The sequence below is a fragment of the Bartonella sp. MR90HLJMH genome (assembly GCF_042194115.1).
GTDB lineage: Bacteria > Pseudomonadota > Alphaproteobacteria > Rhizobiales > Rhizobiaceae > Bartonella > Bartonella grahamii.
Genome location: NZ_JBHIMM010000001.1, coordinates 236,355 through 262,231 on the forward strand (window position 1 = coordinate 236,355; position 25,877 = coordinate 262,231).

General features: G+C 38.6%; 21 protein-coding genes. 8 read left to right on the forward strand and 13 right to left on the reverse strand.

What is annotated here, in order from left to right; all coding sequences use genetic code 11:
• Window positions 1-180: 180 nt before the first annotated feature.
• From ACFIJ9_RS00915 to nth, 9 genes are all read right to left on the reverse strand, one after another.
• Window positions 181-1,086 carry a metal ABC transporter permease gene (locus ACFIJ9_RS00915; protein WP_012754509.1) on the reverse strand — a complete coding sequence of 302 codons (906 nt, stop codon included), beginning with the start codon at window positions 1,084-1,086 and terminating at the stop codon, window positions 181-183.
• Entirely contained in the window at window positions 1,083-1,949 is an 867-nt protein-coding gene (locus tag ACFIJ9_RS00920) for a metal ABC transporter permease (protein ID WP_012754510.1), read from the reverse strand. The genes ACFIJ9_RS00915 and ACFIJ9_RS00920 overlap by 4 nt, the downstream gene beginning before the upstream one ends.
• A complete protein-coding gene (locus ACFIJ9_RS00925; protein ID WP_375635416.1) occupies window positions 1,946-2,776 on the reverse strand; it encodes a manganese/iron ABC transporter ATP-binding protein in 831 nt (276 codons plus the stop codon). Before ACFIJ9_RS00925 ends, ACFIJ9_RS00920 begins: the two co-directional genes overlap by 4 nt.
• Window positions 2,773-3,681, reverse strand: a complete 909-nt coding sequence (locus ACFIJ9_RS00930) for a metal ABC transporter substrate-binding protein (protein WP_375635417.1) — start codon at window positions 3,679-3,681, stop codon at window positions 2,773-2,775. Before ACFIJ9_RS00930 ends, ACFIJ9_RS00925 begins: the two co-directional genes overlap by 4 nt.
• 291 nt (window positions 3,682-3,972) lie before the next feature.
• Window positions 3,973-6,387: a phenylalanine--tRNA ligase subunit beta gene (pheT, locus tag ACFIJ9_RS00935; protein WP_375635418.1), complete on the reverse strand. Its 2,415-nt coding sequence runs from the start codon at window positions 6,385-6,387 to the stop codon at window positions 3,973-3,975.
• Window positions 6,388-6,419: 32 nt separating this feature from the next.
• Window positions 6,420-7,502, reverse strand: a complete 1,083-nt coding sequence (gene pheS / locus ACFIJ9_RS00940) for a phenylalanine--tRNA ligase subunit alpha (RefSeq protein ID WP_375627962.1) — start codon at window positions 7,500-7,502, stop codon at window positions 6,420-6,422.
• Window positions 7,503-7,597: 95 nt separating this feature from the next.
• Complete coding sequence (rplT, locus tag ACFIJ9_RS00945; protein WP_375635419.1) at window positions 7,598-7,999, reverse strand: 50S ribosomal protein L20; 402 nt, start codon at window positions 7,997-7,999, stop codon at window positions 7,598-7,600.
• Window positions 8,000-8,032: 33 nt separating this feature from the next.
• On the reverse strand, window positions 8,033-8,236 hold the full coding sequence (rpmI, locus tag ACFIJ9_RS00950; protein ID WP_012754516.1) for a 50S ribosomal protein L35: 204 nt from the start codon (window positions 8,234-8,236) through the stop codon (window positions 8,033-8,035).
• Between the two features lie 154 nt (window positions 8,237-8,390).
• The gene (gene nth / locus ACFIJ9_RS00955) at window positions 8,391-9,131 is read right to left on the reverse strand and encodes an endonuclease III (RefSeq protein ID WP_375635420.1); all 741 of its coding nucleotides are present in this window, start codon (window positions 9,129-9,131) and stop codon (window positions 8,391-8,393) included.
• Between the two features lie 120 nt (window positions 9,132-9,251).
• On the opposite strand from nth, the gene ACFIJ9_RS00960 reads away from it, so the two are divergent.
• The 3 genes from ACFIJ9_RS00960 (at window position 9,252) to ilvD (ending at window position 12,815) form a co-directional block, all read left to right on the forward strand.
• Complete coding sequence (locus tag ACFIJ9_RS00960) at window positions 9,252-9,683, forward strand: Hsp20 family protein (RefSeq protein WP_012754518.1); 432 nt, start codon at window positions 9,252-9,254, stop codon at window positions 9,681-9,683.
• Between the two features lie 26 nt (window positions 9,684-9,709).
• On the forward strand, window positions 9,710-9,961 hold the full coding sequence (locus tag ACFIJ9_RS00965) for a DUF1150 domain-containing protein (protein WP_012754519.1): 252 nt from the start codon (window positions 9,710-9,712) through the stop codon (window positions 9,959-9,961).
• A 1,015-nt stretch (window positions 9,962-10,976) separates the two neighbouring features.
• Window positions 10,977-12,815 carry a dihydroxy-acid dehydratase gene (ilvD, locus tag ACFIJ9_RS00970; RefSeq protein WP_375627959.1) on the forward strand — a complete coding sequence of 613 codons (1,839 nt, stop codon included), beginning with the start codon at window positions 10,977-10,979 and terminating at the stop codon, window positions 12,813-12,815.
• Between the two features lie 1,057 nt (window positions 12,816-13,872).
• Here the strand turns inward: ilvD and mutS are convergent.
• Window positions 13,873-16,617, reverse strand: a complete 2,745-nt coding sequence (gene mutS, locus ACFIJ9_RS00975) for a DNA mismatch repair protein MutS (protein WP_375635421.1) — start codon at window positions 16,615-16,617, stop codon at window positions 13,873-13,875.
• Window positions 16,618-16,812: 195 nt separating this feature from the next.
• On the opposite strand from mutS, the gene ACFIJ9_RS00980 reads away from it, so the two are divergent.
• The gene (locus ACFIJ9_RS00980) at window positions 16,813-19,113 is read left to right on the forward strand and encodes an NADP-dependent malic enzyme (protein ID WP_375635422.1); all 2,301 of its coding nucleotides are present in this window, start codon (window positions 16,813-16,815) and stop codon (window positions 19,111-19,113) included.
• 67 nt (window positions 19,114-19,180) lie between these two features.
• On the opposite strand, the gene secB is transcribed toward ACFIJ9_RS00980, so the two are convergent.
• Both secB and ACFIJ9_RS00990 read right to left on the reverse strand, forming a co-directional pair.
• The gene (gene secB / locus ACFIJ9_RS00985; protein WP_375635423.1) at window positions 19,181-19,657 is read right to left on the reverse strand and encodes a protein-export chaperone SecB; all 477 of its coding nucleotides are present in this window, start codon (window positions 19,655-19,657) and stop codon (window positions 19,181-19,183) included.
• 142 nt (window positions 19,658-19,799) lie between these two features.
• Window positions 19,800-20,294 (reverse strand): FxsA family protein, encoded by a 495-nt coding sequence (locus ACFIJ9_RS00990; RefSeq protein WP_375635424.1) that lies wholly within the window; start codon window positions 20,292-20,294, stop codon window positions 19,800-19,802.
• A gap of 172 nt (window positions 20,295-20,466) precedes the next feature.
• Here ACFIJ9_RS00990 and ACFIJ9_RS00995 point away from each other — a divergent pair, with 172 nt between their 5' ends.
• Window positions 20,467-21,159, forward strand: coding sequence for a Tim44/TimA family putative adaptor protein (locus ACFIJ9_RS00995; RefSeq protein ID WP_012754525.1), 693 nt, complete (start codon window positions 20,467-20,469; stop codon window positions 21,157-21,159).
• Window positions 21,160-21,211: 52 nt separating this feature from the next.
• Window positions 21,212-21,802, forward strand: a complete 591-nt coding sequence (locus ACFIJ9_RS01000) for a Smr/MutS family protein (protein WP_012754526.1) — start codon at window positions 21,212-21,214, stop codon at window positions 21,800-21,802.
• Between the two features lie 901 nt (window positions 21,803-22,703).
• Here the strand turns inward: ACFIJ9_RS01000 and ACFIJ9_RS01005 are convergent.
• On the reverse strand, window positions 22,704-23,237 hold the full coding sequence (locus tag ACFIJ9_RS01005; protein WP_375635425.1) for a GcrA family cell cycle regulator: 534 nt from the start codon (window positions 23,235-23,237) through the stop codon (window positions 22,704-22,706).
• A gap of 485 nt (window positions 23,238-23,722) precedes the next feature.
• Here ACFIJ9_RS01005 and ACFIJ9_RS01010 point away from each other — a divergent pair, with 485 nt between their 5' ends.
• Both ACFIJ9_RS01010 and argF read left to right on the forward strand, forming a co-directional pair.
• A complete protein-coding gene (locus ACFIJ9_RS01010) occupies window positions 23,723-24,937 on the forward strand; it encodes an aspartate aminotransferase family protein (RefSeq protein WP_012754528.1) in 1,215 nt (404 codons plus the stop codon).
• A complete protein-coding gene (gene argF, locus ACFIJ9_RS01015) occupies window positions 24,934-25,869 on the forward strand; it encodes an ornithine carbamoyltransferase (RefSeq protein WP_375635426.1) in 936 nt (311 codons plus the stop codon). Before ACFIJ9_RS01010 ends, argF begins: the two co-directional genes overlap by 4 nt.
• Window positions 25,870-25,877: the final 8 nt, after the last annotated feature.

Consider the following 25,877-nt stretch of genomic DNA (forward strand, 5'->3'; position numbering starts at 1 on the left):
TGCAGAATAAATCAATGCAGCCTCTTAATTAAGAATGCAGCGTTGGGGGGAGAAAATGTACCGCATTCACTTGCTAGACATTAGGAGGAAAAATAACCTAGCGCCTCGAACTCTAATTAAAATAGAAATGAGAAACAATATATAAAAATGCATGGCTGATATGCATGAATTTTAACACTTTTAAGTTTCTTGAACTGTGTTTTGACGAAAAAAAATCATCATGAAAATAGCCATAAAAATCAACGTCAAGATCAACACAATTGTGGAAGCAGAATCAGAGCCGATAAATAAGCTGAGATAAATCCCTAAAAAACCAGAAAAAGCTGCAACAAGTATCGCGATCATTAACATAAAAGAAAACCGCTTTGTAACAAGATAGGCAATTGCTCCTGGTGCTATCAGTAAAGAAATAACGAGCACGATACCTACAGCTTTCAAAGCCGCAACAATTGTAAGAGAAATCATCGTTAGAAGGGTATAGTGAAGTAGAGATATTGGTAACCCCATTGCATGTCCTTGAACTGTATCAAAAATATACAACATAAAGTCGCGCCATTTTGCTGCTAAAATGAAAGTGACAACAGCAGAAATGATCGCCGTTTGTGTTATATCAAGCCAGTTAACACCTAAAAGATTACCAAATAGAATATGATTCAAATCTAAGCTACTATAAATAGACGTGGCTAAAACAAGCCCCAAACCAAACATCGAAGAAAAGACCACACCCATCACCGTGTCCTGTTTGATACGGCTATTGCTCCCTAAAAAACCTGTTAATAGTGCACACACCATTCCTGCAACAAAAGCACCGCAAGTAATCAGAGTCATTGTAATATTCTCTGGACGCATATGCTGAAACCAAGCAAATGGCAAAGAAGTCAAAAATGCGATTACCCATGGTGTTGTCATATAACCAACAACAACACCTGGAAAAACTGCATGAGAAATGGCATCGCCTAACAGCGCCCATCCTTTCAAAATAAGAAAACAGGAAAGCATCGCCATGGGAATAGAAAGAATCATGACAATAAGCATACCCTTAAGCATAAAAGAAAACTGAAACGGAAGTAGTAATTGATCAATCATGATAATATTACACCCTTTTTGGCCGCATTTATGCGTAAGCGTGCAGCAATATACCCATGTTTAGGAGCAAAAATAAAAGCCAAAACAAATAAAGATGCTTGAAAAAGCACAACAACCCCCCCCGTTTGTGCATTTAAAAAATAACTCACATAAACACCCAAGACACTTGTGAATGTTCCAATTACAACTGCAATAACCAAGATATTCACGAAACGATCACTTAAAAGATAGGCTGTTGCCCCAGGTGTCACAACAAGACAAATGACTAAGAACGCTCCAACGGTTTGCATAGCAGCAACAGTACAAGCGGCAAGTAATGTGAAAAAGAGAATCTTTAAAAACTTTACATTTAATCCAATGGCATGCGCATGTGTTTCATCAAATAACGAAACAAGAAGATCCTTCCATTTCAAAAGCAATATAAGCAACGAAAAAAAGCCGATAAAAGCCAATTGTAGAATATCTGATGAACTAACGGCTAAAATATTTCCCAAAACAATCGTATCAATATTAACAGCCATTGGTTTTAACGATTTGAGAAACAACCCAAAGGCAAAAAAGGAGGAAAAAATGAGCCCAATAATGGTATCTTCTTTAAGCTTTGTCCGGTGGTTAAAAAAGAGCATTGCTGCTGCTGCAAGACCACCAGAAAAAAAAGCGCCGAGTGAAAAAGGTAACCCTAAAAGGTAAGCTCCTGCTACACCAGGAACAATCGAATGGGAAAGAGCATCACCAATCAATGACCAACCTTTTAACATCAAAAAAGCCGAAAGAAAGGCACAAACACACCCAACTAACCCAGAAACCCACATTGCATTCACCATATATTGATAGCTCAGTGGCTCAAGCAACCAAGAAATCATGCAACGTGCTCCACTCTTTCAATATCTTCACAAACTGCAGACTGCTTTCTTCCCATGAAACCATCATTTTTTTTTGTGCTAGGAAGATCAAAAATATGGTGGTGCAAAGATCCTCCAAAAGTTTTTTCTAGATTTTCTTTTGTAAAGATTTTTTCTGTTAACCCAGAAGCTAAAACGGTTCCTTTTATTAAAACTGTATGATCACAAAATTCGCGAACAGAACCCAAATTGTGAGTTGAAACCAAGATCACTGCTCCTTCTTTACGAAGATCTTGTAACAAAGCAATGATTTTATCTTCTGTTGTAACGTCAACCCCTGTAAACGGCTCATCTAATAAAATAGCTTTTGCTTTCTGTGCAAGAGCGCGCGCTAGGAAAACACGCTTTTTCTGTCCACCAGAAAGTTCTCCAATCTGGCGCTTGGCAAAAGCCAACATATCAACGCGCTCTAAGGCAATACGAACGGCTTCATAATCTTGTGTACGGGCATAGCGAAAGAAATTCATATGACCGTACCGCCCCATCAATACAACATCTTCGACCAAGACAGGAAAATTCCAATCAACATCTTCACTTTGAGGAACATAAGCAATAAGGTTTTTTTTCAAAGCTATATCAACGGGCAAATCAAACATGCGAATTTTTCCCTTTGAGGGGCGTACAAACCCCATAATCGCTTTAAATAACGTTGACTTACCGGATCCATTAACACCAACTAATGCCGTAATAGAACCCTTTGGACTTTCAAAATTCACTTCGCGTAAAGCCGTATGTCCATTACGATAAGTTACCGTTACTCCTTGGGCAAATATTCCAGATTCCGTCATTGGCTTTTTACTCCCTCTAATAAAGCATTGCTAATACGCCCACTCGTGACACGTAATAAATCAATATAAGTGGGTACCTCACCATTTTTCTCACTTAAAGAATCAACATAAAGAACGCCACCGTATTTAGCCCCTGTTTCTTTAGCAACCTGCTTAGCAGGCGCAGGGGAAATAGTGCTTTCAGAAAAAACTGCATGAATATTGTATTTGCGAACCATATCAATAACATGCTTGACCTGCTGTGGTGTTCCTTGCTGGTCAGCATTGATGGGCCATAAATAAAGCTCTTTTAGATTAAAATCACGCGCCAAATAGCTAAATGCCCCCTCACTGGTCACAAGCCAACGCTTATCTTGCGGTACGGCTTCTAATTCAGCCTTAATTGGATCAATCGTTGCACGAATTTTCTGTTTATAAATTTCAGCATTCTCTTTATAAATAGCAGCATGTTCAGGATCATATTTTACAAAAGCATCGCGAATATTATCAACGTAAATCAAAGCAGAGGTTGGTGACATCCACGCATGAGGATTGGGTTTACCGCTAAAGGGGCCCTCACCAATTTTAATGGGTACAATACCTTTTGAAACAACAACACTTGGAACATCCTTGATATTTTGAAAAAACTTTTCAAACCAAAGCTCTAACTCTAATCCATTCCACAATACAAGGTTAGCTCCCTGAGCACGCATAAGATCGCGAGGGGTGGGTTGATATTCATGAATTTCCGCACCTGGTTTTGTAATGGATTCAACATCAGCAGCATCACCTGCTACATTGCGTGCCATATCAGCAATGATAGTGAATGTCGTAACAGCTTTAAATTTACCAGCACACAAAGCAAAATTGGGTGTAAAAAAAATAACACTTCCTAAAACTATGCTGAAAAACGTTCTTACGTTCATTGATTCTCTCTTTCCTTTATATGCCTTCTTTTTATTGCAAATAATTTGCATTATCATTTAGCAATAGCAGTTATCTTTTACATTTGCAATGAAGGATTAAGAGAAAAAATAACTTTTCAAGATGTTTAAAAACAGCTTTTTTCATATTGAAAAAATTGATGATTTAAGCAGCTTGTTTTGGTAAGGAGATCCGCTTTCAAGAAGCTCTATAGCTCTTGAATGCCAAACAAAAAGGGAGCACTTAAAAATGCTCCCACTTCATGTAAAATATCTCATAAAAAATGAGAATACTCAGTAGCGCAAATATGCACCTGTCATTTTGGTAACATTATCCACGATCTTTAAGGCAAGCTTTTCTAAATCTTCATCTGTTAGAGTCCGTTCTATGGGCTGAATAGTTACTTCAATTGCAACAGATTTTTTATCTTCGCCAAAGCTTAAATCTTCAAAAATATCAAAAATCTGCACTGAATGAATAAGTTTTTTATCGGCTCCACTTGCCGCACGAATAATAAGAGAAGAGGCAACAGTTTTATCCGCTATAAAGGCAAAATCACGCCGCACCATTTGAAAAGGTGAGAGTTTCAAAGGAAGACGGCTTTTGGTCGTTTTTTTCTTTGATTCTGGAATTCTGTCTAGAAAAATTTCAAAACCGCATAAAGGGCCACTAACATCTAACTTTTCTAATGTAGCAGGATGAAAAACACCAAAAAAACCAAGAATAATCTTTGATCCAAGTTTTATGACACCTGAACGACCAGGATGATACCAATCGGGCGCTCCTACTTCAATCTGCACTTTCCCAACATCCATATCGCATGCTTCTAAAATAGCTAAAGCATCTGCTTTGGCATCAAAAACATCAACGACGGTTGCATTTCCATTCCAAAAACGACCAGCCCCTTTAAATTGCTCTGTTCCGCGACGAATCCCACTAACAACACGGTGTTGTTTATCAGGGGTATCGCCTTCATAAATATTGGAAACTTCAAACAAAGCAAGATCTGGAAAACCACGATCAGCATTTCTCTGTGCCGCCATAATCAAACCAGGTAAAAGGGAAGGACGCATCATTGACATATCAGCAGCAATAGGGTTAACTAATTTAAGCTCTTCTTGACCTCCTCCAAAAGCAAGAGCTTGATTTTCAGAAATAAAAGACCATGTTACCGCTTCTTTCATACCACGTTGCACTAAAGCCAAACGTGTAGCACGTGAACGAATTTGTGCGCATGTTAAAATTTGATCTTTTCCTTCTGCGAAGTTTTCCAAAGGAATAGGTTTAATTTTATCTAGCCCATAAATCCTCATGACTTCTTCCACCAAATCGGCTTTCCCCATAATATCAGGGCGCCATGATGGTACTTTTACTGTAACGACATCTCCTTTTCCTTCAACGAAAAATCCAAGTTTTGTTAAAATAGAAATGACTTTTTCAGGTTCTATTTCCAAATTTGTTAAACGTTTAATTTCAGAAAAAGGAAAAGCGATCTGTTTGATTTCTTGTTGCTGATAGCCAACGATCCTCTTCTTAGATACTTCACCACCACAAAGACGTAAGACCAATTCTGTTGCAATCTCAAGCCCTGTTTCTATAAAAGCCGGATCAACACCTCGTTCAAATCGATAACGTGCATCACTGATAAGACCTAATGCTCTTCCTGTTTGTGCAATGCTTTGCGCATCCCAAAGCGCTGATTCAATAATAACACGACGTGTTGTCTCATCACAACTCGTTCTTTCACCGCCCATGATACCGGCAATCGAAACAATCCCCTCTTCATCTGCAATGACACAATTCTTAGCGCCCAAATGATAGATTTTTCCGTTCAGTGCTTGAAGCTGTTCTCCCTCACGAGCACAACGTACACACAAATTACCTTTAATTTTATCTGCATCAAAAACATGGAGTGGACGACCAAGGTCAAAACTTATGTAATTGGTCATATCAACAAGCGCATTAATCGGTCTCAAACCAATTGCATTCAAACGCTGTTGCATCCACTGAGGTGATGCACCATTTTGAACATTGCGCACTTCACGCCAAGCAAAACCTAAACATAATGATGAATCTTGCGAAAAATCTAATGAAACATCGAGAGGTGTTTCAAAGGAAGGCTCAAATTTTGACAAGGATAATTCTTTTAATTTTCCCATTCCAGCGGCAGCAAGATCACGGGCAATACCACGAACACCTGTACAATCAGAGCGATTGGGGGTCAAACCAATATCAATGATCGGATCATCTAAACCAGCATAAGTTGCAAATGAATCTCCAATAGGTGCATCTTCTGGAAGTTCGATAATCCCGTCATGTTCATTTGATAATTCAAGCTCCGCTTGCGAACACATCATCCCAAAACTTTCAACACCGCGGATTTTTCCTACAGATAATGTCACATCGAGTCCTGAAATATAAGTGCCTGGTAGTGCCAGAACACCAACAAGACCTGCACGCGCATTTGGTGCTCCACAGACAACTTGAACAGGTGTAGAAGTCCCTGTATCGACGGACAGAATCTGGAGTTTATCTGCATCAGGATGCTTTATTGCTGTTAAAACTTTTGCAATCACAAAACCTTTTAAAGAAGACCGATCATCAACGTAATCAACCTCAAGACCTATAGCTGTTAGTTTCTCACAAATTTCATCCAAAGATGCACTTGTCTCTAAGTGATCTTTTAACCACGACAATGTAAATTTCATTTTAAAACCTCACATGAAAGCGATGACTAAGATCACATATTTCTATTAGGAAAAAAAGCAGGCATATCAAAGCAACGAAAGCCATAATGGTCTAACCAACGCAGATCAGCATCAAAAAAAGCTCGTAAATCAGGCATACCGTATTTCAACATGGCAATACGATCAATGCCCATTCCCCATGCAAAGCCTTGATATTCATCGGGATCTAAACCAACATTTTTCAACACATGAGGATGCACCATTCCGCATCCTAAAATTTCCAACCAATCCTGTCCTTCTCCGAACTTTACTTCTGAACCAGAACGATCACATTGAATATCCACTTCCATAGATGGTTCGGTAAAAGGGAAAAAAGAGGGACGAAAACGCATTTTTACAGAGGGAACTTCAAAAAATTCTTTACAAAAGGTTTCATGTAGCCACATCATATGGGCAATGGTGGAGGTTTTATCAATGACAAGACCTTCTACCTGATGGAACATGGGCGAATGCGTCGCATCCGAATCCATGCGGTAAGTTTTTCCAGGAATAATGATCCGTATCGGTGCTTTTTGTTTTTCTAGTGTGCGAATTTGTACGGGTGATGTATGGGTCCGCAATAATTTTCGTTCTCCCATTTTATCGACATCAAAAAAGAAGGTATCATGCATTTCGCGTGCTGGATGCCCTTCAGGAAAATTCAATGCCGTAAAATTATAATAATCTGTTTCAATATCAGGTCCCTCTGCAAGAGAAAAACCCAACTTCGTATAAATGGCAATAATTTCCTCAATCACCTGTGAAATAGGATGAATGCGTCCCCGTTCTATAGGTGAAGAGCGAACAGGCAAGGTAACATCAACCGTTTCACGAGAAAGACGGGCATCCATTGCCTGTCTTTTCAGAAGATCACGCTTTTGCGCCCATAATTCTAAAATACGATTTTTTAATCCATTAAGAACTGGTCCAACTTTATGGCGCTCGCTAGCATCCATCTTCCCTAATGCTTTTAATTTTTCAGAGATGCTACCTTTTTTACCCAATGCTGCAATACGCACTGCTTCAAGTGCCTGTTCATCACCCGCTGCCTCTAAGGCTAAACAAATTTCTTGTTCCAGACGCTCAATATCGTTCATATTTTTGCCTATTTTTTTAATAAAAAAAAACCCGCACTCGCAACAGCCAGCACGGGACCTCGAATAAATAAATGCTTTAAGAGAACACGACTGGCTTACTTGACAGCGCCTTCAAAAGCATTAGGTGTCGTATCTTTTAAATATTCCAAAGCCTTTTTTGCCGAAGCTACTAAAGCAGAAAATGCTTCTGCTTCGTGGATTGCTATATCTGAAAGAACCTTACGATCAACCTCAATACCGGCTTTTGATAAGCCATCAATAAAACGTCCATAAGTTAAACCTTCTGCGCGAACAGCCGCATTAATTCTCTGAATCCACAAAGAACGGAAAGTACGTTTCCTATTTTTGCGATCACGATAAGCGTATTGCTTTGAACGATCAACTGCTGCTTTAGCTGCACGAATGGTATTTTTACGACGACCGTAAAAACCTTCAGCCTGTTTAAGAACTTTTTTGTGCTTAGCGTGTGCTGTCACACCTCTTTTCACACGTGCCATATTATAATCTCCTCAAAATCAAAAGCGTAAGGTTTAAACACCATTCGGCAAATAATGCTGAACGACTTTTTTAGCATCTTGTTCACACAAAACCATTGTTCCACGTGCATCGCGAATAAATTTATTCGAACGCTTAATCATACCGTGGCGCTTACCGGCAGCTGCTACTTTAATTTTGCCTGACGCAGTGATTTTAAACCGCTTTTTAGCGGATGATTTGGTCTTCATCTTGGGCATTTTGCTACTCCGTACATTAATTTATTCAATCAAACATTTTATTCACTCAAGCGGACCAACGCTTGAACAAGCATTTAAACAGCCACGGCATGCCCTGCCGGGCAGTTCTAATAGTGTTTCCATAAGCCACTATACACAAAATAGCAAGACCGTATTACAAAAAAATCGGAGCTCCATTGCCTTGAAGCTCAACTAAAGGTGCCGGAATAGCATTTGTTTTGATAGCTGCTTTACATAGATCAGCAATAATGCATTGCCTACATTGTGCTTTACGTGCTTGGCAAACATAGCGTCCATGTAAAATCAGCCAATGATGCGCATGACGAAGATAATGGATTGGTATAATCTTTAATAATTTTTTCTCAACAATCTCTGGTGTTTTGCCAGGCGCTAAACCAAGACGATTGCTTAAGCGAAAAATATGTGTATCTACTGCCAATGTAGGCTGACCAAAAGCAACATTCAAAACAACATTAGCCGTTTTGCGCCCCACTCCAGGAAGGGACATAAGTGCTTCACGCGTATCAGGTACTTGACCGCCATAACAATCAATTAAACAGTTACAAAGTGCATAAACATTGCGTGCTTTTGCTCGCCAAAGACCAATTGAACGGATATGATGTGCTATTTCTTCTTCTCCTAATGCAACCATTTTTTCCGGTTGATCAGCAAGGCGAAATAATTCTTTTGTCGCTTTATTAACGCTTACATCTGTCGCTTGAGCCGAAAGCACAACGGCAACCAAAAGCGTAAAAATATTTGTATAGATAAGATCACTCTTAGGCGCTGGGCGTTGCACAGAAAAACGGCGAAATATTTCTGCAATTTCATTTTCATTATATAATATACCAGATAAATTTCGCACTTTTGACAATTTTATGGTACCTTGAGGCATTGAACTCTCTTAAATCTTCTCTCTTGAAGTTATCATTCACGCTCGCCATATGAGAGGAATGCAGCGAGCACTTTTATAGAGTTTGGTCAAGTAAAGCCGTTTTAAAGAGGATACTCATGAATGACACATGTGACGCCTTTCTCCAATCCCTTTCTTTTAGGGTTTGAAACCGTAGAAAAAATATTGCAACGTATCGGTAAAGCTGATGAGGCTTACCCAGCCTATAACATTGAACGTTTGCATAAAAATGATGATGCAAATCATATCCGGATAACTTTGGCTGTTGCTGGATTTAAGATTAACCATCTTAATATTTTGCTCGATGATAATCAATTGGTTATTCATGGTAAACAAACGGACAACCAAAATCATCAATATTTATATCGCGGTATAGCTGCGCGACAATTCCAGCGAACCTTTGTTCTCGCGGAAGGGATGCATGTTACAAATGCAGAGTTGAAAAATGGTCTTTTATCAATTAATCTGTATCAACCAAAATTAAAAAAAGAAATAAAACAGATTCCAATTAAAGTCAGTAGTGGTGAGTCATAAAAGTTAAGGCGTAAAGGAACAGTGAAATGGGAGAACATAAACAAAACTTGTCGTTTCAGAACACATCCTACTCTGATGCGGGACAGATTGCCTATTTAAAAAAAGTTTGTACAGATGATCTGGCTAAAAACTTTCCAGATCTTCCACCAATGACCCCAGGAATTACGATATGGGCTCTCTTTGGTGAAACAGGTTATCCTATCATTTTATCCGATGAGCGTTCTATCGCCCTTGCTGGAGCCAATGAGCATGAACTACAAATTGTAACTCTGCACTAGATTACCTTACGAGAAAACGCTGTACTCTTTATAAATTCTATCTGTTTTTTCGTAAAGGGTGTAATGTGAGTTATAATGAGATAAGTATAGGTTTATATTCATAATTAATTTTTACAACTGGAATGAGAGTCCCGAATATCATAAGGTTCTCTCATTTGAAATCCTCTTGTATTAAAACAATTAAAGTCACTTGCTTGTATGTCACACGCAGGGAGAGCCGTGTGGATAAAAACACTTGAAGAAAGGAATAAAAATATCTAAGAAAGGAATAAAAATATCTCTTGTGAATTGTCTTAATTAGCAAGGATGTTGGCAATATTGGGGATGAGAAAAATGTATGATGGTGTCAGTTTGCTTCTTCATAAGTGTGAAGATGTCCCCTATAGATTTATATTATTCACGGGAACTTTTATACCATTCATAGGCGCTATCGTGAAATAGGCTCGAGTGTGCATTGAAAGATGTTTCTTTAAAATGAGTACATGAAGGCTATACAAGTGTATTTTGTTTGGGGTTTTCTGTTCTTCGTGAGGAGAGTAGCTCCATTGAAGAGTATAAAAACAAAAGCATGATATAATGCGTCATCGTTATTTAAAAGATATTGCTATGAATGCTTTTGAAAGATGTAAAGCTGAATTGTAAGGAGATGATAGATTTTTACCATGATGCCTTTATATTCTTTCCAAATTAGGCTGTCTTCTTGTTCCAGAAATTACGCAAACAGATAGATGCAATATACTTACCAAATCTGGCATACAAAAATCTGGTACAGTTCGTGCCACACTGAAGCGTTTTGATATTTGTCTCAAACGTGGAATTGCACAGGGATTAGATGTTGATTAACAGGTAATAAAAAAACAAAGGCTTTATGAAAAAGTTTATGCAGAGCTTTTAATTTTGTGCTTCAAATGCCTCAGTACAAGGTATTTTTCTCTTTTGAATATTAAAGCTCTTGTTTTTATAATGAAGTTACAGCACAACAAGCAAAATGGAATTATTTGAGGGGAAAAAAATAATGCCTTCTTACCGTTCAAGAATATCGACCCACGGGCGTAATATGGCAGGAGCCCGCGGACTTTGGCGTGCAACAGGGATGAAAGATACTGATTTTGGTAAACCCATTATTGCGATTGCGAATTCTTTTACACAATTTGTACCAGGGCATGTCCATTTAAAAGATCTTGGGCAATTAGTCGCACAACAGATAGCGGTTGCCGGTGGTGTTGCGAAAGAATTTAATACCATTGCTGTAGATGATGGAATTGCGATGGGGCACGATGGAATGCTCTATTCTTTGCCCTCACGTGAAATCATTGCTGATTCTGTAGAGTACATGGTTAATGCACATTGTGCGGATGCACTTGTCTGTATTTCTAATTGTGACAAAATTACGCCTGGTATGTTAATGGCTGCTTTACGGTTGAATATTCCGACAATCTTTGTTTCAGGCGGTCCTATGGAAGCAGGTAAGATTAAATGGAAGGATCAAGATCTAAGGGTTGATTTGGTCGATGCCATGGTTGCAGCAGCTTCAGAACAGAATTCAGAAGAAGAAGTTGCTGAAATGGAGCGTGCTGCTTGTCCTACATGTGGTTCGTGTTCAGGAATGTTTACAGCCAACTCCATGAATTGCTTAACGGAAGCATTGGGGCTTTCGCTTCCCGGAAATGGATCAATGTTAGCAACACATGCAGATCGACGGATGCTTTTTGAAGAAGCTGGAAAACAGATTGTTGCATTGGTTAAACGTTATTATGAAAAAGATGATGAAACAGTCTTGCCGCGCTCTATTGCTTCACGCAAGGCTTTTGAAAATGCAATGACCGTTGATATTGCTATGGGGGGATCAACCAATACAGTACTGCATCTTTTAGCCGCGGCGCAAGAAGGTGAGGTGGATTTTACCATGACGGATATTGATCATCTTTCACGTCGTGTTCCTGTTTTATGTAAGGTTGCTCCTGCTGTCGCGAATGTACATATGGAAGATGTTCATCGCGCTGGTGGTATTATGGGGCTTTTAGGCGAACTGGATGCGGCGGGACTCATTGATACGTCAACTTATACGGTTCATGCAAAAACAATGAAAGAAGCTCTTTACCGTTGGGATGTGAAACAAACTAATGAACCAACAGTCCGTACATTTTATCGTGCTGCTCCTGGTGGTATTCCAACACAGACAGCTTTTAGCCAATCTTGTCGCTATGAGACCCTTGATCTTGATCGTGAAAAAGGTGTGATTCGCGATAGGGAACATGCATATTCACAAGATGGAGGATTGGCAGTTCTTTATGGAAATCTTGCAAAAGATGGCTGTATTGTAAAAACAGCAGGCGTTGATCAATCAATTTTAACTTTTAAAGGTCCGGCAAGAATTTTTGAAAGCCAAGATTCAGCTGTGTCAGCTATATTAACTGATAAGATTAAAATAGGTGAAATTGTTTTAATCCGTTATGAAGGTCCACGTGGTGGACCTGGAATGCAAGAAATGCTTTATCCAACAAGTTATCTCAAATCTAAAGGATTGGGCAAGGTTTGTGCACTTGTTACGGATGGACGTTTTTCAGGGGGAAGTTCAGGGCTCTCGATAGGACATATTTCACCAGAAGCTGCTGAAGGAGGAGAAATTGCGTTGGTGGAGGAGGGGGATATCATAGAAATTGATATTCCAAATCGTAGAATTCATATGTTGGTGGATGACGTTGAGATGAAGCAGCGCCGTGCTAAGATGGAAGCAAAAGGAAAAGGTGCTTGGCAACCGATTGAGAAGCGTCAGCGTAAAGTTTCAAAGGCTCTCAAAGCCTATGCAGCGATGACCACATCTGCTGCAAAGGGTGCAGTACGTAATATTTGATGAGATGAATGACGCGTCTTATAAAAGAGAGATAGTATTCTGATTTTTTGCATCTTTTACACGATATTCTAAGCTAATTATTTTATGAGTTTATGAACTTATCAGAATATTTCGAGCCATGATAAGTATGATTAAAAAGCTATCAATACAACTAAAAGCTGCTGCGGATTGCTTATTTCAGCAGCTATGTAAGACAGATAAAGATAGATATGGTATGATTACGCTTCATATCATATTTCAATTTTATACGAAATTACGATTTCCTGTTCTTATATTTATGAAAGATATTTATTGTACTGGTGGCATTATCTTTTTGTACCGTAAAAACACTGTCATTTAGGGCTGTGATATACGGCATCTTCCTTAATATATTAAGTGTTTTTTAAGTGTGTGGTGAATATTCTTAGACTTGTTTATCAAGCTTTGGGTTTAAGTGAATCACATGAAGGAAGTCAAGGTAAATCCTTTAGAATCTAGACTGTTTGCAGACTTGATGTGAATGAAAATCTTTATCCTTTGAGGTGTGGGAAGGAGTTCAAAGGATGTTTAGGAAAATAAAATGCTGCTGTGATATATCTGATTATATGGTTCATATGAAAACAGTAAAAGAGCTTTTTATAACTTAAAATGTGAAGAAAATACGAGACCCATCATCCATGAATTTATTATGCAAAATGGGGTGGCATCCCAACACCGACAGCTTTAAACTAAAACTGTTGCTATGATAACAATAATATTGATTGTGAAAAAGCATAATTCATTAAATATTGCGTATTTGCAAGGTGGAGGAGATTTCATGACAATCTTCACAAAAAACGACTATCTTGTAAAAATAGTCGATATTGACTAATTTTTTGTCTACGGGCCAATATTGATCTAAGGAAATATGGAATATAATGCATAGGATTTTGCCTCTATATGCATTACACTTATCAAAATATATTGTGTAGAAAAGCGATGGGAATACGGTAAACAACAGTTTGTGCTGTGGCATATCAAAAAGTGATACTTTATCTCCTCTTAAGAAAGCTTTTTAATAAAAAATAACATCCGTTTTCTATAAGAGGTTATTCTTTTCAAGCTGTTTGAGGTGGTAAATTGCTTCTAAAGCTTGTTTAGGAGAGAGTTCATCGGGATGGATATTTTTTAAAGCTTCGTGAAGTACACAATGTTTGTTTCTTGCTTCATTGACGGGAGATGTTGCTTTAAGAGAAAAGAGTGGTAAATCATCAATGAGTTTATGCCCTTTTCCAGCCATTTCACCTTGTTCTAATTGATGGAGTACATCTGTTGCTCGTGTAATAACGGCTGGGGGAAGTCCAGCAAGCTTTGCGACTTGTACACCATAGGAACGGTCAGCAGCTCCTGGTGTGACCTCATGAAGAAAAACTACATCACCATCCCAATTTTTGACTTTCATGGTTACATTATGCAGTCTGTCAAGTTTTTCGGTAAGTGCAGTCATTTCATGAAAATGGGTAGCGAGAATAGCACGACAATGGTTAACTTCATGGAGATATTCAACAGCAGCCCAAGCAATAGAAAGTCCATCAAAGGTTGATGTCCCACGTCCTATTTCATCAAGAATAATAAGGGAATGGTGGCTAGCATGATTGAGAATTGTTGCTGTTTCAACCATTTCCATCATAAAGGTTGAGCGCCCCCGTGCAAGATCATCGGAAGCCCCAACACGACTAAATAGGCGGTCAACAACACCAATATGTGCTGAAGTCGCTGGAACGAAGGACCCCATTTGCGCCATAATAGCAATAAGAGCATTTTGCCGCAAAAAAGTTGATTTTCCTCCCATATTAGGCCCTGTCAACAGCCAGATTGCTGCATATTGCTGATTTTCTTGCACAGAGAGATCACAATTATTGGCAATAAAAGGTTCTGCTGCTTGTTTGCGGAGTGCTTGCTCGACGACAGGATGGCGTCCTGCTGTGATATGGAAGGTAAGTGAAAGATCAATTTTAGGTCGGCAATAGCCTTGTTCTTCAGCAAGATATGCTAAGGCGACAGAGACATCTAAAATAGCAAGTGCTTCAGAGGCTTTACGAATAAAATCAACTTGTTCGGTAGTTTCCTGAACGAGAATATCAAAAATCTCTAGTTCAAGTGTCAATGCGTGATTGGCAGCATGGGCAATACGGCTTTCAAGGTCAGCAAGCTCTGTTGTCGTAAAACGCATAGCGTTTGCCATTGTTTGCCGATGAATAAAACGTGCTTTAGCTTGTGGATTATTTGTAAGAGCAGATGCTTGTATACTGGTTACTTCAATGAAATAACCTAGAATATTATTATGCTTTATTTTAAGCGTTTTAATATCTGTTTCTTGGGCATATTGCGCTTGAAGTTCAGCAATGACACGGCGCGATTCATCACGTAAAGCACGCATTTCATCGAGCTCTTTATGATAATTTGAACGAATAAAACCACCATCACGTTTAAGGAGTGGGAGATCATCAGCTAATGCTTGTTCTAAATGAAAGTATAACGCTGTGGGTAAGTTTGAGAACACCTGTTGTACATCACTTATTTCTTGAGGCAGAAGCTCATTATTAAGAAGTTGATGCAATTCACGAATGATTTCAAAGCCGCGCTGGATTGTCGCCATATCACGGGGACCTCCTCGTCCAAGAGCCAAACGTGAAACGGCGCGGGGCATATCTGGTCCCCCTTTTAAAATAAGCTTTATCGCTTCTGCAAGAGAAGGATTACGTAGAAAAAAATCGATAGAATCCAAACGTGTATCAATAGCCGAAGGAGTGGTGAGGGGAGCAATAAGGCGATCGATGAGAAGGCGTGATCCTCCTCCTGTTACAGTGCGATCAATAGCTTTTAATAAACTTCCATCCCGTTGACCTGATGTCGTACGAATAAGTTCAAGGCTTAATCTGGTTGCGGCATCAATAAAAAGAGTCGCACTTTCATTTTGGCGCTCAGGCTGCATGAGGGGAGGACGATGCGTGATTTGTGTTTTTTCGATATAACGAATAGCAGCTACAATTGCAGAGAGTTCGGAACGTGAATAATCGGCAACGCCTTCAAGAGTTGAGAGTTTAAAATAATTGCAAATATCGCGTTCAGCGGTCAGTGCATCAAAGAGACAAGCAGGTTGAGGTGAAACGATACGATCAAGAACATTAAAAAGTGATTTGTGAGATTTATCATGAAAGAATGAATCAGCAACAATGATTTCTTGTGGATCCACACGCATAATATCTGCCAAAAGTTTTTCTTGGCGGCTTTCTGTTACACGAAATATGCCTGTTGAGATATCAATCCAAGAAAGAGCAAATTCCTCTCCATCGCTTGTTTTTATACGGGAAAGTGTCATCAAATAATTTGCGCGTGTTGGATCAAGGAGTTTTTCTTCTGTTATCGTTCCAGGTGTTACAAGGCGAACAACATCACGCCGAACAACAGATTTTGAGCCACGTTTTTTTGCTTCAGCAGGATCTTCTATTTGTTCACAAACAGCAACTCGGTAACCACAAGCAATCAGTTTTTGTAAATAATCATCAGCAGCATGAACGGGAACACCGCACATAGGAATATCTTGTCCTAAATGTTTTCCGCGTGCTGTGAGTGTGATTCCTAAAGCCTGAGCAGCTTCAATCGCATCATTAAAAAATAATTCATAAAAATCCCCCATTCGGTAAAAGAGAAGAGAATCATGATGTACGGCTTTGATTTCTATGTACTGCTCCATCATAGGTGTCAGACGTTCTTGAGAGGAAGCAGATGAGGAGGCAGGCTGTGGAATTAAATTATTTTTATGGTTGTCTTTTTTATCCATTTGTACGAGGCCTGTTTCCTTTAAGTGAAGTTTTTACTCTTTTTTGTTTACTTTAATATCTATTTATCTCTAAATTGCAACGCATCATCAGATTTGCTAAGGCAAGAATAGCGATTTCTAATATATGAATCAAATTCAATGACTATACGCATTATCAAGCAAAATTTACACTGTTTTTGGAGAAAATAAAGTGAGATGAAAAAGAGCGAGCAGGATCAGAAAATGTCTCAAACTGTTTACAGTGCGAGCGAAAGAGAAGCTCTAGATTTTCATAGTCGTGGTCGACCAGGAAAGCTTGAGATTGTTGCAACAAAGTCTATGGCAACACAGCATGATTTAGCACTTGCTTATTCACCAGGTGTTGCAGTTCCAGTTAAGGCAATTGCTCAAAATCCAGCGTTAGCTTATGATTATACAGCAAAAGGAAATCTTGTTGCTGTTATTTCAAATGGAACCGCTATTTTAGGGTTAGGTAATTTAGGAGCCCTTGCCTCTAAGCCGGTTATGGAAGGCAAAGCAGTGCTGTTTAAGCGTTTTGCGGATATTGATTCCATTGATTTAGAAATTGATATAAACGATACAGAAAGTTTTATCAATTTGGTGCGTCATTTAGAACCTTCTTTTGGTGGAATTAATCTTGAAGACATTAAGGCGCCAGAGTGCTTTATGATTGAAAGCCGCCTACGCGAGGTGATGAATATACCTGTTTTTCACGACGATCAACATGGTACAGCAATTATTGTTGCTGCTGGTGTTCTCAATGCTTTGACTTTAACAGGGCGTGATATGCAAAATACGCGGTTAGTCTGTAATGGTGCTGGTTCTGCAGGAATTGCTTGTATTGAACTGATTAAAGCGATGGGCTTTCGTTCTGAAAATATCATATTATGTGATACAAAGGGTGTGGTCTATGAAGGCCGAAAAGAGGGAATGAATCAGTGGAAATCTGCGCATGCTATTCCAACAGATAAACGTACGCTTATAGAAGCAATGGAAGGTGCAGATATATTTTTTGGGGTTTCTGCTAAAGGTGCTCTTACTCCTGAAATGGTAAGATCTATGGCACCACAGCCGATTATTTTTGCTATGGCTAATCCTGATCCAGAAATTACGCCGGAAGAGGTTATGCAAGTGCGTCATGATGCCATTGTCGCAACAGGGCGTTCCGATTATCCAAATCAGATTAATAATGTTCTCTGCTTTCCTTATATATTTCGTGGTGCACTTGATGTGCGTGCAAGAGTTATTAATGAAGAAATGAAGATTGCTGCGGCAAAGGCTCTTGCCAATTTAGCGCATGAAGAAGTGCCTGACAGCGTTGCAGAAGCTTATCGTGGAAAGCGATTAAAATTTGGTCCTAATTATATCATCCCTGTTCCTTTTGATCCACGTTTATTGACGGTTGTTTCAATAGCGGTAGCAAAAGCAGCAATGGAAAGCGGTGTTGCGCAAAAGAACATAGATGATTTAGAGGCCTATGAGCGCGATTTGAATGCGAGACGTGATCCTACTTCTTCGATGATGCGTGGGGTTTATAACCATGTTCGTCAAGCGCCAAAACAAATTGTCTTTGCAGAAGGTGAAGAAGAGCAAGTTATGCGGGCAGCCGTTTCCTATGTTCATCAAAAATTAGGACAAGCGATTTTGGTCGGTCGTGAAGAGCAAGTAAGAGAAACAGCTGTTATCGCTGGAATTGATCTGGAGCGTGAAGGTATTTCTATTATGAATGCTAAGCTTTCTTGCCGTACAGATGATTATGCGAATTATCTTTATAAAAAGATGCAGCGTCAAGGCTGGCTGTTGCGTGATTGTCATCGTCGTATCAATAATGATCGCAATTATTTTGCTGCGTGTATGGTGGCACTAGGAGATGCTGATGCAATGGTTACAGGGGTGACACGCAATTATGAAACAGCGCTGATCGATATACGTCGTGCAATTGATGAAAAACCAAAAGAACGATTGATTGGTATCTCAATGGCCATTTGCCGAGGACGAACTGTGTTTATTACGGATACAGCTGTTTATGAAAATCCTAATGCTGAAGAACTTGCGGATATAGCGGAACAAACCGCTTCGTTTGTACGTGGATTTGGATATCAACCACGGGTAGCATTTTTAGCATTTTCTACGTTTGGTTATATGAAAGGGCAAATCACACAGCAAATTCAGGATGCGATTAATATTTTGCATGAACGCAAGGTTGATTTTGAGTTTGATGGAGAAATAAGTGCTGATGTAGCACTCAATTCCAAATTGATGCAGCAATATCCATTTATGGGATTAACAGAGCCCGCTAACATTTTGGTTATGCCTGGATATCACGCGTCTTCCATTGCAAGCAAAATGTTACAAGAACTTGGTGGAGCAACCATCATTGGTCCTATTTTAATTGGATTGGAAAAATCTGTCCAAATTGTACCGTTTAGTGGAAACGATACAGATGTGGTCAATATTGCAATGCTCGCGGCTTATCATGCCGCAAAAGCCGTCTAAAGGAAAAAAGCCCCTAATATACCAATAATATATCAAGGGGCTTTATGATAGCAAAAGAATAAATTTTTTAAGAGGGCTGTATTTGATTGTCTTTTTGTTCTTCGGCGAGACGCTTTTGGAAGAGGGCTGCAAAATCAATAGGATCAATCCATAAAGGTGGAAAACCACCATTTTGAGTAGCATCAGATATAATTTGGCGAGCAAATGGAAATAAAAGACGGGGACATTCAATAAAGACCAATGGCATAACATGTTCTTGTGGAATGTTTTCAAGGTGGAAAACACCACCGTAAATCAGTTCCACATGAAATAAGATTTCAGTATTATCATTGGCTTTGACGGAGAGAGACAAAACGACATCATAATTGTCATCACCAATTGGGTTAGCATTGACGTTAATATTGATATCAATTTGTGGTGATTTTTCATGCGTACGCAATGAACGAGGAGCACCTGGGTTTTCGAATGATAAATCTTTTAAATATTGAGTTAATACAGCAAAAACCGGCTCTCCACCACTGTTATTCATTTCACCTTCGGCCATACGACGAACCTCTCTCATTATAATATGTATATTTATTTTAGATCTAAAGACCAAATTGGTTATCACGCCTTGAAAAAGGTTGCAAGAAATGCGCTCTTTATCTTGAATATTTTTTTAGTTTGTTACAGATTTTTTAGGCATTTCAATGGTTATCATCATTTTTGCGCCATGGAGATTCTGTCGTATCATGAATTGTGTAATCTTCTGCGTTAAGATCAATTATTTTTTCAGCATCATTTTTTCTTTTAGTATTGGGATTCATTTTGTTTTGTAATGATGTAAAGAAATGCCAAACAATAGAGCGAATTGGTTTAATAAGAAGTAATATTCCCAAGAGATCACTTACAAAGCCAGGAAGAATAAGTAAAATTGCACTAAACATGATGAAAACATCATTAATAATATTATTCTCTAATGTACGCCCTTGGATAAGTTCAGTTTGTATGTTTTTTAAAAGGCAAAACCCTTGAACTCGCAATAAAACGACCCCAACTATGGTTGTGAGAATAACCAAACTCAAAGTTGCCAAAATACCAATTTCTTGACCAACAAAGATAAAACCAGCGATCTCGATTAAAAGAATGCAAAGAAAGATAACAACAAAAAAACGAGGACTTATAGAATAAAGTTTTATCACATGCAAATTTCCTTCTGGATGAGGTGGGGAGAAATTCTTAAGAGCACTCCATTTAATATAAAATCTATAAAAATATTTGAATGGTAGGATTCCTTATTTTACATATTTATTGATAAATGGTATTGACTGCAATGTTTATTAGAGATTTAAGCTTTGGAGATTGACAGCGCCCATGGAATTTGACGTTATACTTGTCATAGCTCTTGTTGTTATGGTTGTTATTTTTGTGCAACTCCGTAATGTATTAGGGAAACGAATTGGGTTTGAAAAGCCCCCCTTTGATCCTTATTCGCGTCGTTCTAAAAAACAGGTTGAAGCAGAAACGGCTGATAATATTGTTTCGTTCCCTCATCAGAAAAATTCACAAAAAGACGACTTTAGTGAAATTGATAAAATTTCACCGGAGGGGAGTATTTTGAATAAAAATTTGCGGGAATTGCATAAAATTGATCCTCAATTTTCTCCTCAATTTTTTATAAAAGGTGCACAAATTGCTTATGAAATGATTGTAACAGCTTTTGCCAAAGGTGATCGCAATCAACTTAAAAGCTTGCTTTGTCAGGATGTTTTTGAGAGCTTTTGTACGGCTATTGAGCAACGAGAAAAAAATAAAGAGAGAATAGAGTTCACTTTTGTTGGAATTAATAAGATCGAATTTGTTGCGGCGGCAATACAAGAAAAGGATGAACTTTTAACGATACGTATTGTCAGTGAGATGATTTCTGTTACTTATAATGAACAGGGTGAGCGTATAGACGGTGATCCTGATGCTATTGTAGAAATCAGGGATATTTGGACTTTCGTTCGCAATAGTTTATCGTCAGATCCAAACTGGAAGCTTTTTGCTACAGAAAATGAAAATTAAAATACTTTTTGTTTTTCTTCCATAAGTATTCAATGATTTATGAGAAATTAAAATGTCCTCAAGTAAATGGAGACAAAAAAGAGATTTATTGGCTTCACAGGATCGCCTTTTATGGGAGATGGTTTGTCGTACGATAACACCGCTTCACGGTAAGATGCTCTCTTCTGCTTCAGAAACTATTGCAAATATTAATGATAAAAAACAGCCTGTAACTCAAATCTCTTCATTGTCTCAGGAAAATCAACAATCCTCGACATTTATTAAAAAAGAAAAGAGGGCAGTTACACAAGTACAAAAGATTCATTTCTTTGATCATGTTGCACATCGTAAAATTTCCCAAGGTCGTTATCCTCTTGAGGCGCGCCTTGATCTCCACGGTTATATGCAGGAAGAAGCTTATTTTTTCTTAAAAAATTTTCTACAATCCTCTCAGCAGAGAGGATTGCGTTATGTCCTTGTGATTACAGGAAAAGGACGATCTGTTGGGAGCGATGGAGCTTTGTATAGATTTGTTCCGTATTGGTTATCAACACCAGCTTTTCGATATTATGTCCATGCGTTTGAGCAAGCAGCGCGTCAGCATGGCGGAGAAGGTGCACTTTATGTTTGGTTGCGCCGTTTCGTGTCGGGAAAAGGAAAGTGATGTTATTGTGGTCGTTCTAGGTTTAATATTTATTTATACGTAATAATTTATAGTTTTCGTATATTTCGTAAGAGCCTTGAATACAATATCCCCTTATTTATAATTTTTTATAAAAAATTATAAATATATCATTTTACATTCTACGTATTGCTTCACGCTTTTATTTATCGCATTCTTTGATGGGGCACATCCCTCACGCAAAACAGAATGACATTGGATTGCATATATGCACAGGCTTGTTTTAAAGAAACATTTCTCAACGCATCCAAGCCTATTTTGCGACGGCATCCGTGAAGGGTATAACGATAAATCCATTAAGACTCTTATCTTTATGCTTAATAAAAGAGCAAGCTGGCATCATCACACACTTTGCTAGCTCCCAATGTTGCAACAACTCTTGAAGCCCTTGGCACTTGAAAGCATTTGTAGAAGGCATGCTTTTCTTTAAGTGTTTTTACTCTCCCCAGTTCTCATCTCATTCGTGACGCCCAAACGAAAGATTTTGATTGATTCAATATAAGAGGGCTTGAAATGAAAGAGATATTGATGGATCTCATTTAGGTTGCAACGCGATAAATTGTTTTTATAAACCACAGCATTACTCTATTAAATACACGAAGAATAAAAACATGAGAAATTGTCTTATTCAAAAGATATTGCTATGGATAGTGTTAAAAGTAGTACAACTAAATTAAAGAGGATCTTGGAAATAAACAGGAATATAACTTTACAACACATAATTGTGCAATAGCACAAAAGATACAATTTCGTTGAATAGTTTCATGAAGAAATTTTTTCACTCATTAAAAGCTCTATTAAATTTCTTTCTCATAATAATTCGATAATTAAAATTTCATAACGAAGCGCAGAAGGTGTAGAATATGAGATTCAATCGAGGATATTACACTCTTATCCGACGTCTTTCAGATATTGGTTGAAATGCTAACTTAGCATGAAAGGCACAATAGGGGCTATTTTCATCAGAATCTGCACCACAAAAATGAAAATCTGCTGATAATGGATCGCCAACCGGCCATCTACATGTATTTTCACTCAATTGTAAAAGATTAAGTTGACGTGATATAGGCACAACTACATTGGATTTTGTGGACATATCAACTTCTTTTATATCTTCCGCTACAAATTCTGTCTTTAAAGCTGTTTCTTCAATACTTACAGATGATGTGTTCATTGGCGATACCGTGGATGTGTTGCGACGCACACGTGGAGATGATGGGCTGCTTCCCACGGGGGGTTTTTGCGTACGCGCGCTTCCTTGTGCTGTCTTACCGCGTCCTGGTAACTTTAATCGGTGTACTTTGCCGATGACTGCGTTTCTGCTGACCCCACCTAATTGAGCAGCAATTTGACTTGCACTTAACCCTTCACTCCAAAGCTTTTTAAGAAGCTCAACGCGTTCACATGTCCAACCCATACCAGCACTCCATTCCGATTACGTCACTAAGATGCTCTCCCCTTTGCATCTTCAAATGTTTTAATAATATTTTCACTACGCTGAATGAAAGAATTTTACACTCTAAGCGAGCATAAGAAAATCATCCAACCTGTGGACTTACAAACTAAAACACATCATCTTGCTTATTATATTATAAATTACAATATGCACTCACTCTATGACAAGAGTCTTTACCTCTTGAAGAGTTTATTTAGAATGTTTTCCCCAACTTGCAAATCAATCATAGGTTAAACTTTCACTTTTGTTTAAGGCTTTTTCCCAAAATGCTTATTTATAGAACCTTCATTGACTTTTTTTCAATTGGTGTAATGATCTATTCCATAGGTGTAATCATTAATCGTAATGAAATGTTGAAAGCACCGTAACAAAATGTACCATGTTGTTTTATTTGTAGTGTTGCTTTGTATATATATTGAAAAGGTTAAAATATAAAGGAAATTATGATGGATGCCGTCTCTATACAACCACTTTATGAATGCTTCGCACGACGAGATTTGCATTTTGAACAGGGGCATGGTGTATGGCTTATTTCCGATAAGGGAGAACATTATCTTGATTTCACATCTGGCATTGCTGTTAATGCATTAGGGTATTCACATCCAAAATTGGTTGATACGCTCAAAATGCAAGCTGAAAAACTTTGGCATGTTTCTAATATTTTTCAATCCCCTGAACAAGCAGCTCTTGCCACGCGGCTTTGTGCAAATAGTTTTGCGGATAAGGTTTTTTTCTGCAATTCAGGCACTGAAGCATTGGAGTGCGCATTCAAAACGGCACGTCATTATTACTATGCTGCTGGTCATTCAGAACGCATTGAAATAATTACTTTTGAAGGGGCATTTCATGGACGTACACTTGCAGCACTTGCTGCGACTGGGCATGAAAAATATCTTGAAGGCTTTGGACCTAAAGCTGGTGGATTTATTCAAGTACCTTTTTGTGATGAAATCGCTTTGCGTAACGCTATTAATAAAAATACCGCCGCTATTCTTATTGAACCTATTCAAGGAGAAGGAGGAATACGAACGGTTTCTCATGAATATTTAAGATTTTTGCGCAAAATATGCGATGATAATGGTCTGTTATTGATTTTGGATGAAGTCCAAACGGGTATAGGACGAACAGGGAAGCTTTTTGCTTATGAATGGAGTGATGTCTCACCTGATATTCTTACCCTCGCAAAAGGATTAGGAGGAGGATTTCCATTAGGTGCTTGCCTTGCAACGGATAAAGTTGCAAAAAGCATGACACTTGGGACCCATGGTTCAACCTTTGGAGGAAATCTTCTTGGAATGGCTGTAGGAAATAGTGTTCTTGATATTTTGTTAGAGCCAAATTTTCTCAACCACGTTCAGCGTATGGGAAATAAACTAAGAAGTGGACTTTTGCACATTCTCAATATCTATCCTGATATTATCTGCGCAGTTCAGGGGATGGGCCTAATGGTGGGTATTCAGTGTGTTGTGTCTTCTAATCTTGTCGTTAATGCTTTAGAAAATGAATATCTCTTAAGTGTTGCTGCCAACAACAATGTTGTGCGCTTATTGCCTCCTCTTATCATTAGGGAAGAAGAAATAGATGAAAGTTTGCATCGTATTGAAAAAGCAATAGCGTATCTTTCGCAAGTAAACAAAGAAAGACAAATATTACACACATGACAAATGCTCTTCGTCATTTCACGGACTTATCCATTTTAACGCCAGCAATAGCACGCGCACTGATCGATTATGCAAAAATCCTTAAAGCATCTTTTAAAGCAGGGAAAGGTTCAAAACCTTTTATAGGTAAAACACTTGCGATGATTTTTGAAAAACCATCCACACGAACCCGTATTTCATTCGATATCAGTATGCGCCAGCTTGGGGGAGATACAATCATGCTCACGGGGTCAGAGATGCAGCTTGGTCATAGTGAAACTATAGCTGACACGGCTCGTGTTTTATCCCGTTTTGTGGATATCGTGATATTACGAACAACAAAACATCAACGTATGCTCGAATTGGCACAATATGCACAAATTCCTGTCATTAATGCCCTTACAGATGATACACATCCTTGCCAAATTTTAGCAGATATATTAACCTATGAAGAGCATCGGGGGCCAATTGCTGGCAAAATATTCGCGTGGATGGGGGATGGTAATAATGTGCTCCATTCCTTAATTGAGGCCGCAGCTCTTTTTGATTTTCATTTGCGTATTGCTACTCCAAAGGGCAGTGAACCACAAGAAAAATTTATACATTGGGCACGTGAACGAGGAGCGCACCTTACACTAACTCATAGTCCCCAAAAAGCAGCTCAAGATGCTGATTGTATTATGACCGATACATGGGTCTCCATGGGACAAGAGTTTCGTGCTCGCAGTCATTCTATTTTTCAGCCTTATCAAGTCAATGAAGCTCTCATGAAATTAGCAAAATCTGATGCTCTTTTTATGCATTGTCTTCCTGCTCATCGTGGTGAAGAAGTGGTTGATTCTATTATTGATGGACCGCACTCCGTTGTTTTCGATGAGGCTGAAAATCGTCTTCATGCTCAAAAGGCAATTCTTTCTTGGTGTTTACAAGATGCGTTTTTCTCTCCACAATAGCTCCTCTA

Bases quoted from the DNA above. Each gene is read 5' to 3' on its own strand.
- ACFIJ9_RS00915 (WP_012754509.1), bottom strand. From the start codon at position 1,086: ATGATTGATCAATTACTACTTCCGTTTCAGTTTTCTTTTATGCTTAAG.
- ACFIJ9_RS00920 (WP_012754510.1), bottom strand. From the start codon at position 1,949: ATGATTTCTTGGTTGCTTGAGCCACTGAGCTATCAATATATGGTGAAT.
- ACFIJ9_RS00925 (WP_375635416.1), bottom strand. From the start codon at position 2,776: ATGACGGAATCTGGAATATTTGCCCAAGGAGTAACGGTAACTTATCGT.
- ACFIJ9_RS00930 (WP_375635417.1), bottom strand. From the start codon at position 3,681: ATGAACGTAAGAACGTTTTTCAGCATAGTTTTAGGAAGTGTTATTTTT.
- pheT (WP_375635418.1), bottom strand. From the start codon at position 6,387: ATGAAATTTACATTGTCGTGGTTAAAAGATCACTTAGAGACAAGTGCA.
- pheS (WP_375627962.1), bottom strand. From the start codon at position 7,502: ATGAACGATATTGAGCGTCTGGAACAAGAAATTTGTTTAGCCTTAGAG.
- rplT (WP_375635419.1), bottom strand. From the start codon at position 7,999: ATGGCACGTGTGAAAAGAGGTGTGACAGCACACGCTAAGCACAAAAAA.
- rpmI (WP_012754516.1), bottom strand. From the start codon at position 8,236: ATGCCCAAGATGAAGACCAAATCATCCGCTAAAAAGCGGTTTAAAATC.
- nth (WP_375635420.1), bottom strand. From the start codon at position 9,131: ATGCCTCAAGGTACCATAAAATTGTCAAAAGTGCGAAATTTATCTGGT.
- ACFIJ9_RS00960 (WP_012754518.1), top strand. From the start codon at position 9,252: ATGACACATGTGACGCCTTTCTCCAATCCCTTTCTTTTAGGGTTTGAA.
- ACFIJ9_RS00965 (WP_012754519.1), top strand. From the start codon at position 9,710: ATGGGAGAACATAAACAAAACTTGTCGTTTCAGAACACATCCTACTCT.
- ilvD (WP_375627959.1), top strand. From the start codon at position 10,977: ATGCCTTCTTACCGTTCAAGAATATCGACCCACGGGCGTAATATGGCA.
- mutS (WP_375635421.1), bottom strand. From the start codon at position 16,617: ATGGATAAAAAAGACAACCATAAAAATAATTTAATTCCACAGCCTGCC.
- ACFIJ9_RS00980 (WP_375635422.1), top strand. From the start codon at position 16,813: ATGAAAAAGAGCGAGCAGGATCAGAAAATGTCTCAAACTGTTTACAGT.
- secB (WP_375635423.1), bottom strand. From the start codon at position 19,657: ATGGCCGAAGGTGAAATGAATAACAGTGGTGGAGAGCCGGTTTTTGCT.
- ACFIJ9_RS00995 (WP_012754525.1), top strand. From the start codon at position 20,467: ATGGAATTTGACGTTATACTTGTCATAGCTCTTGTTGTTATGGTTGTT.
- ACFIJ9_RS01000 (WP_012754526.1), top strand. From the start codon at position 21,212: ATGTCCTCAAGTAAATGGAGACAAAAAAGAGATTTATTGGCTTCACAG.
- ACFIJ9_RS01005 (WP_375635425.1), bottom strand. From the start codon at position 23,237: ATGGGTTGGACATGTGAACGCGTTGAGCTTCTTAAAAAGCTTTGGAGT.
- ACFIJ9_RS01010 (WP_012754528.1), top strand. From the start codon at position 23,723: ATGGATGCCGTCTCTATACAACCACTTTATGAATGCTTCGCACGACGA.
- argF (WP_375635426.1), top strand. From the start codon at position 24,934: ATGACAAATGCTCTTCGTCATTTCACGGACTTATCCATTTTAACGCCA.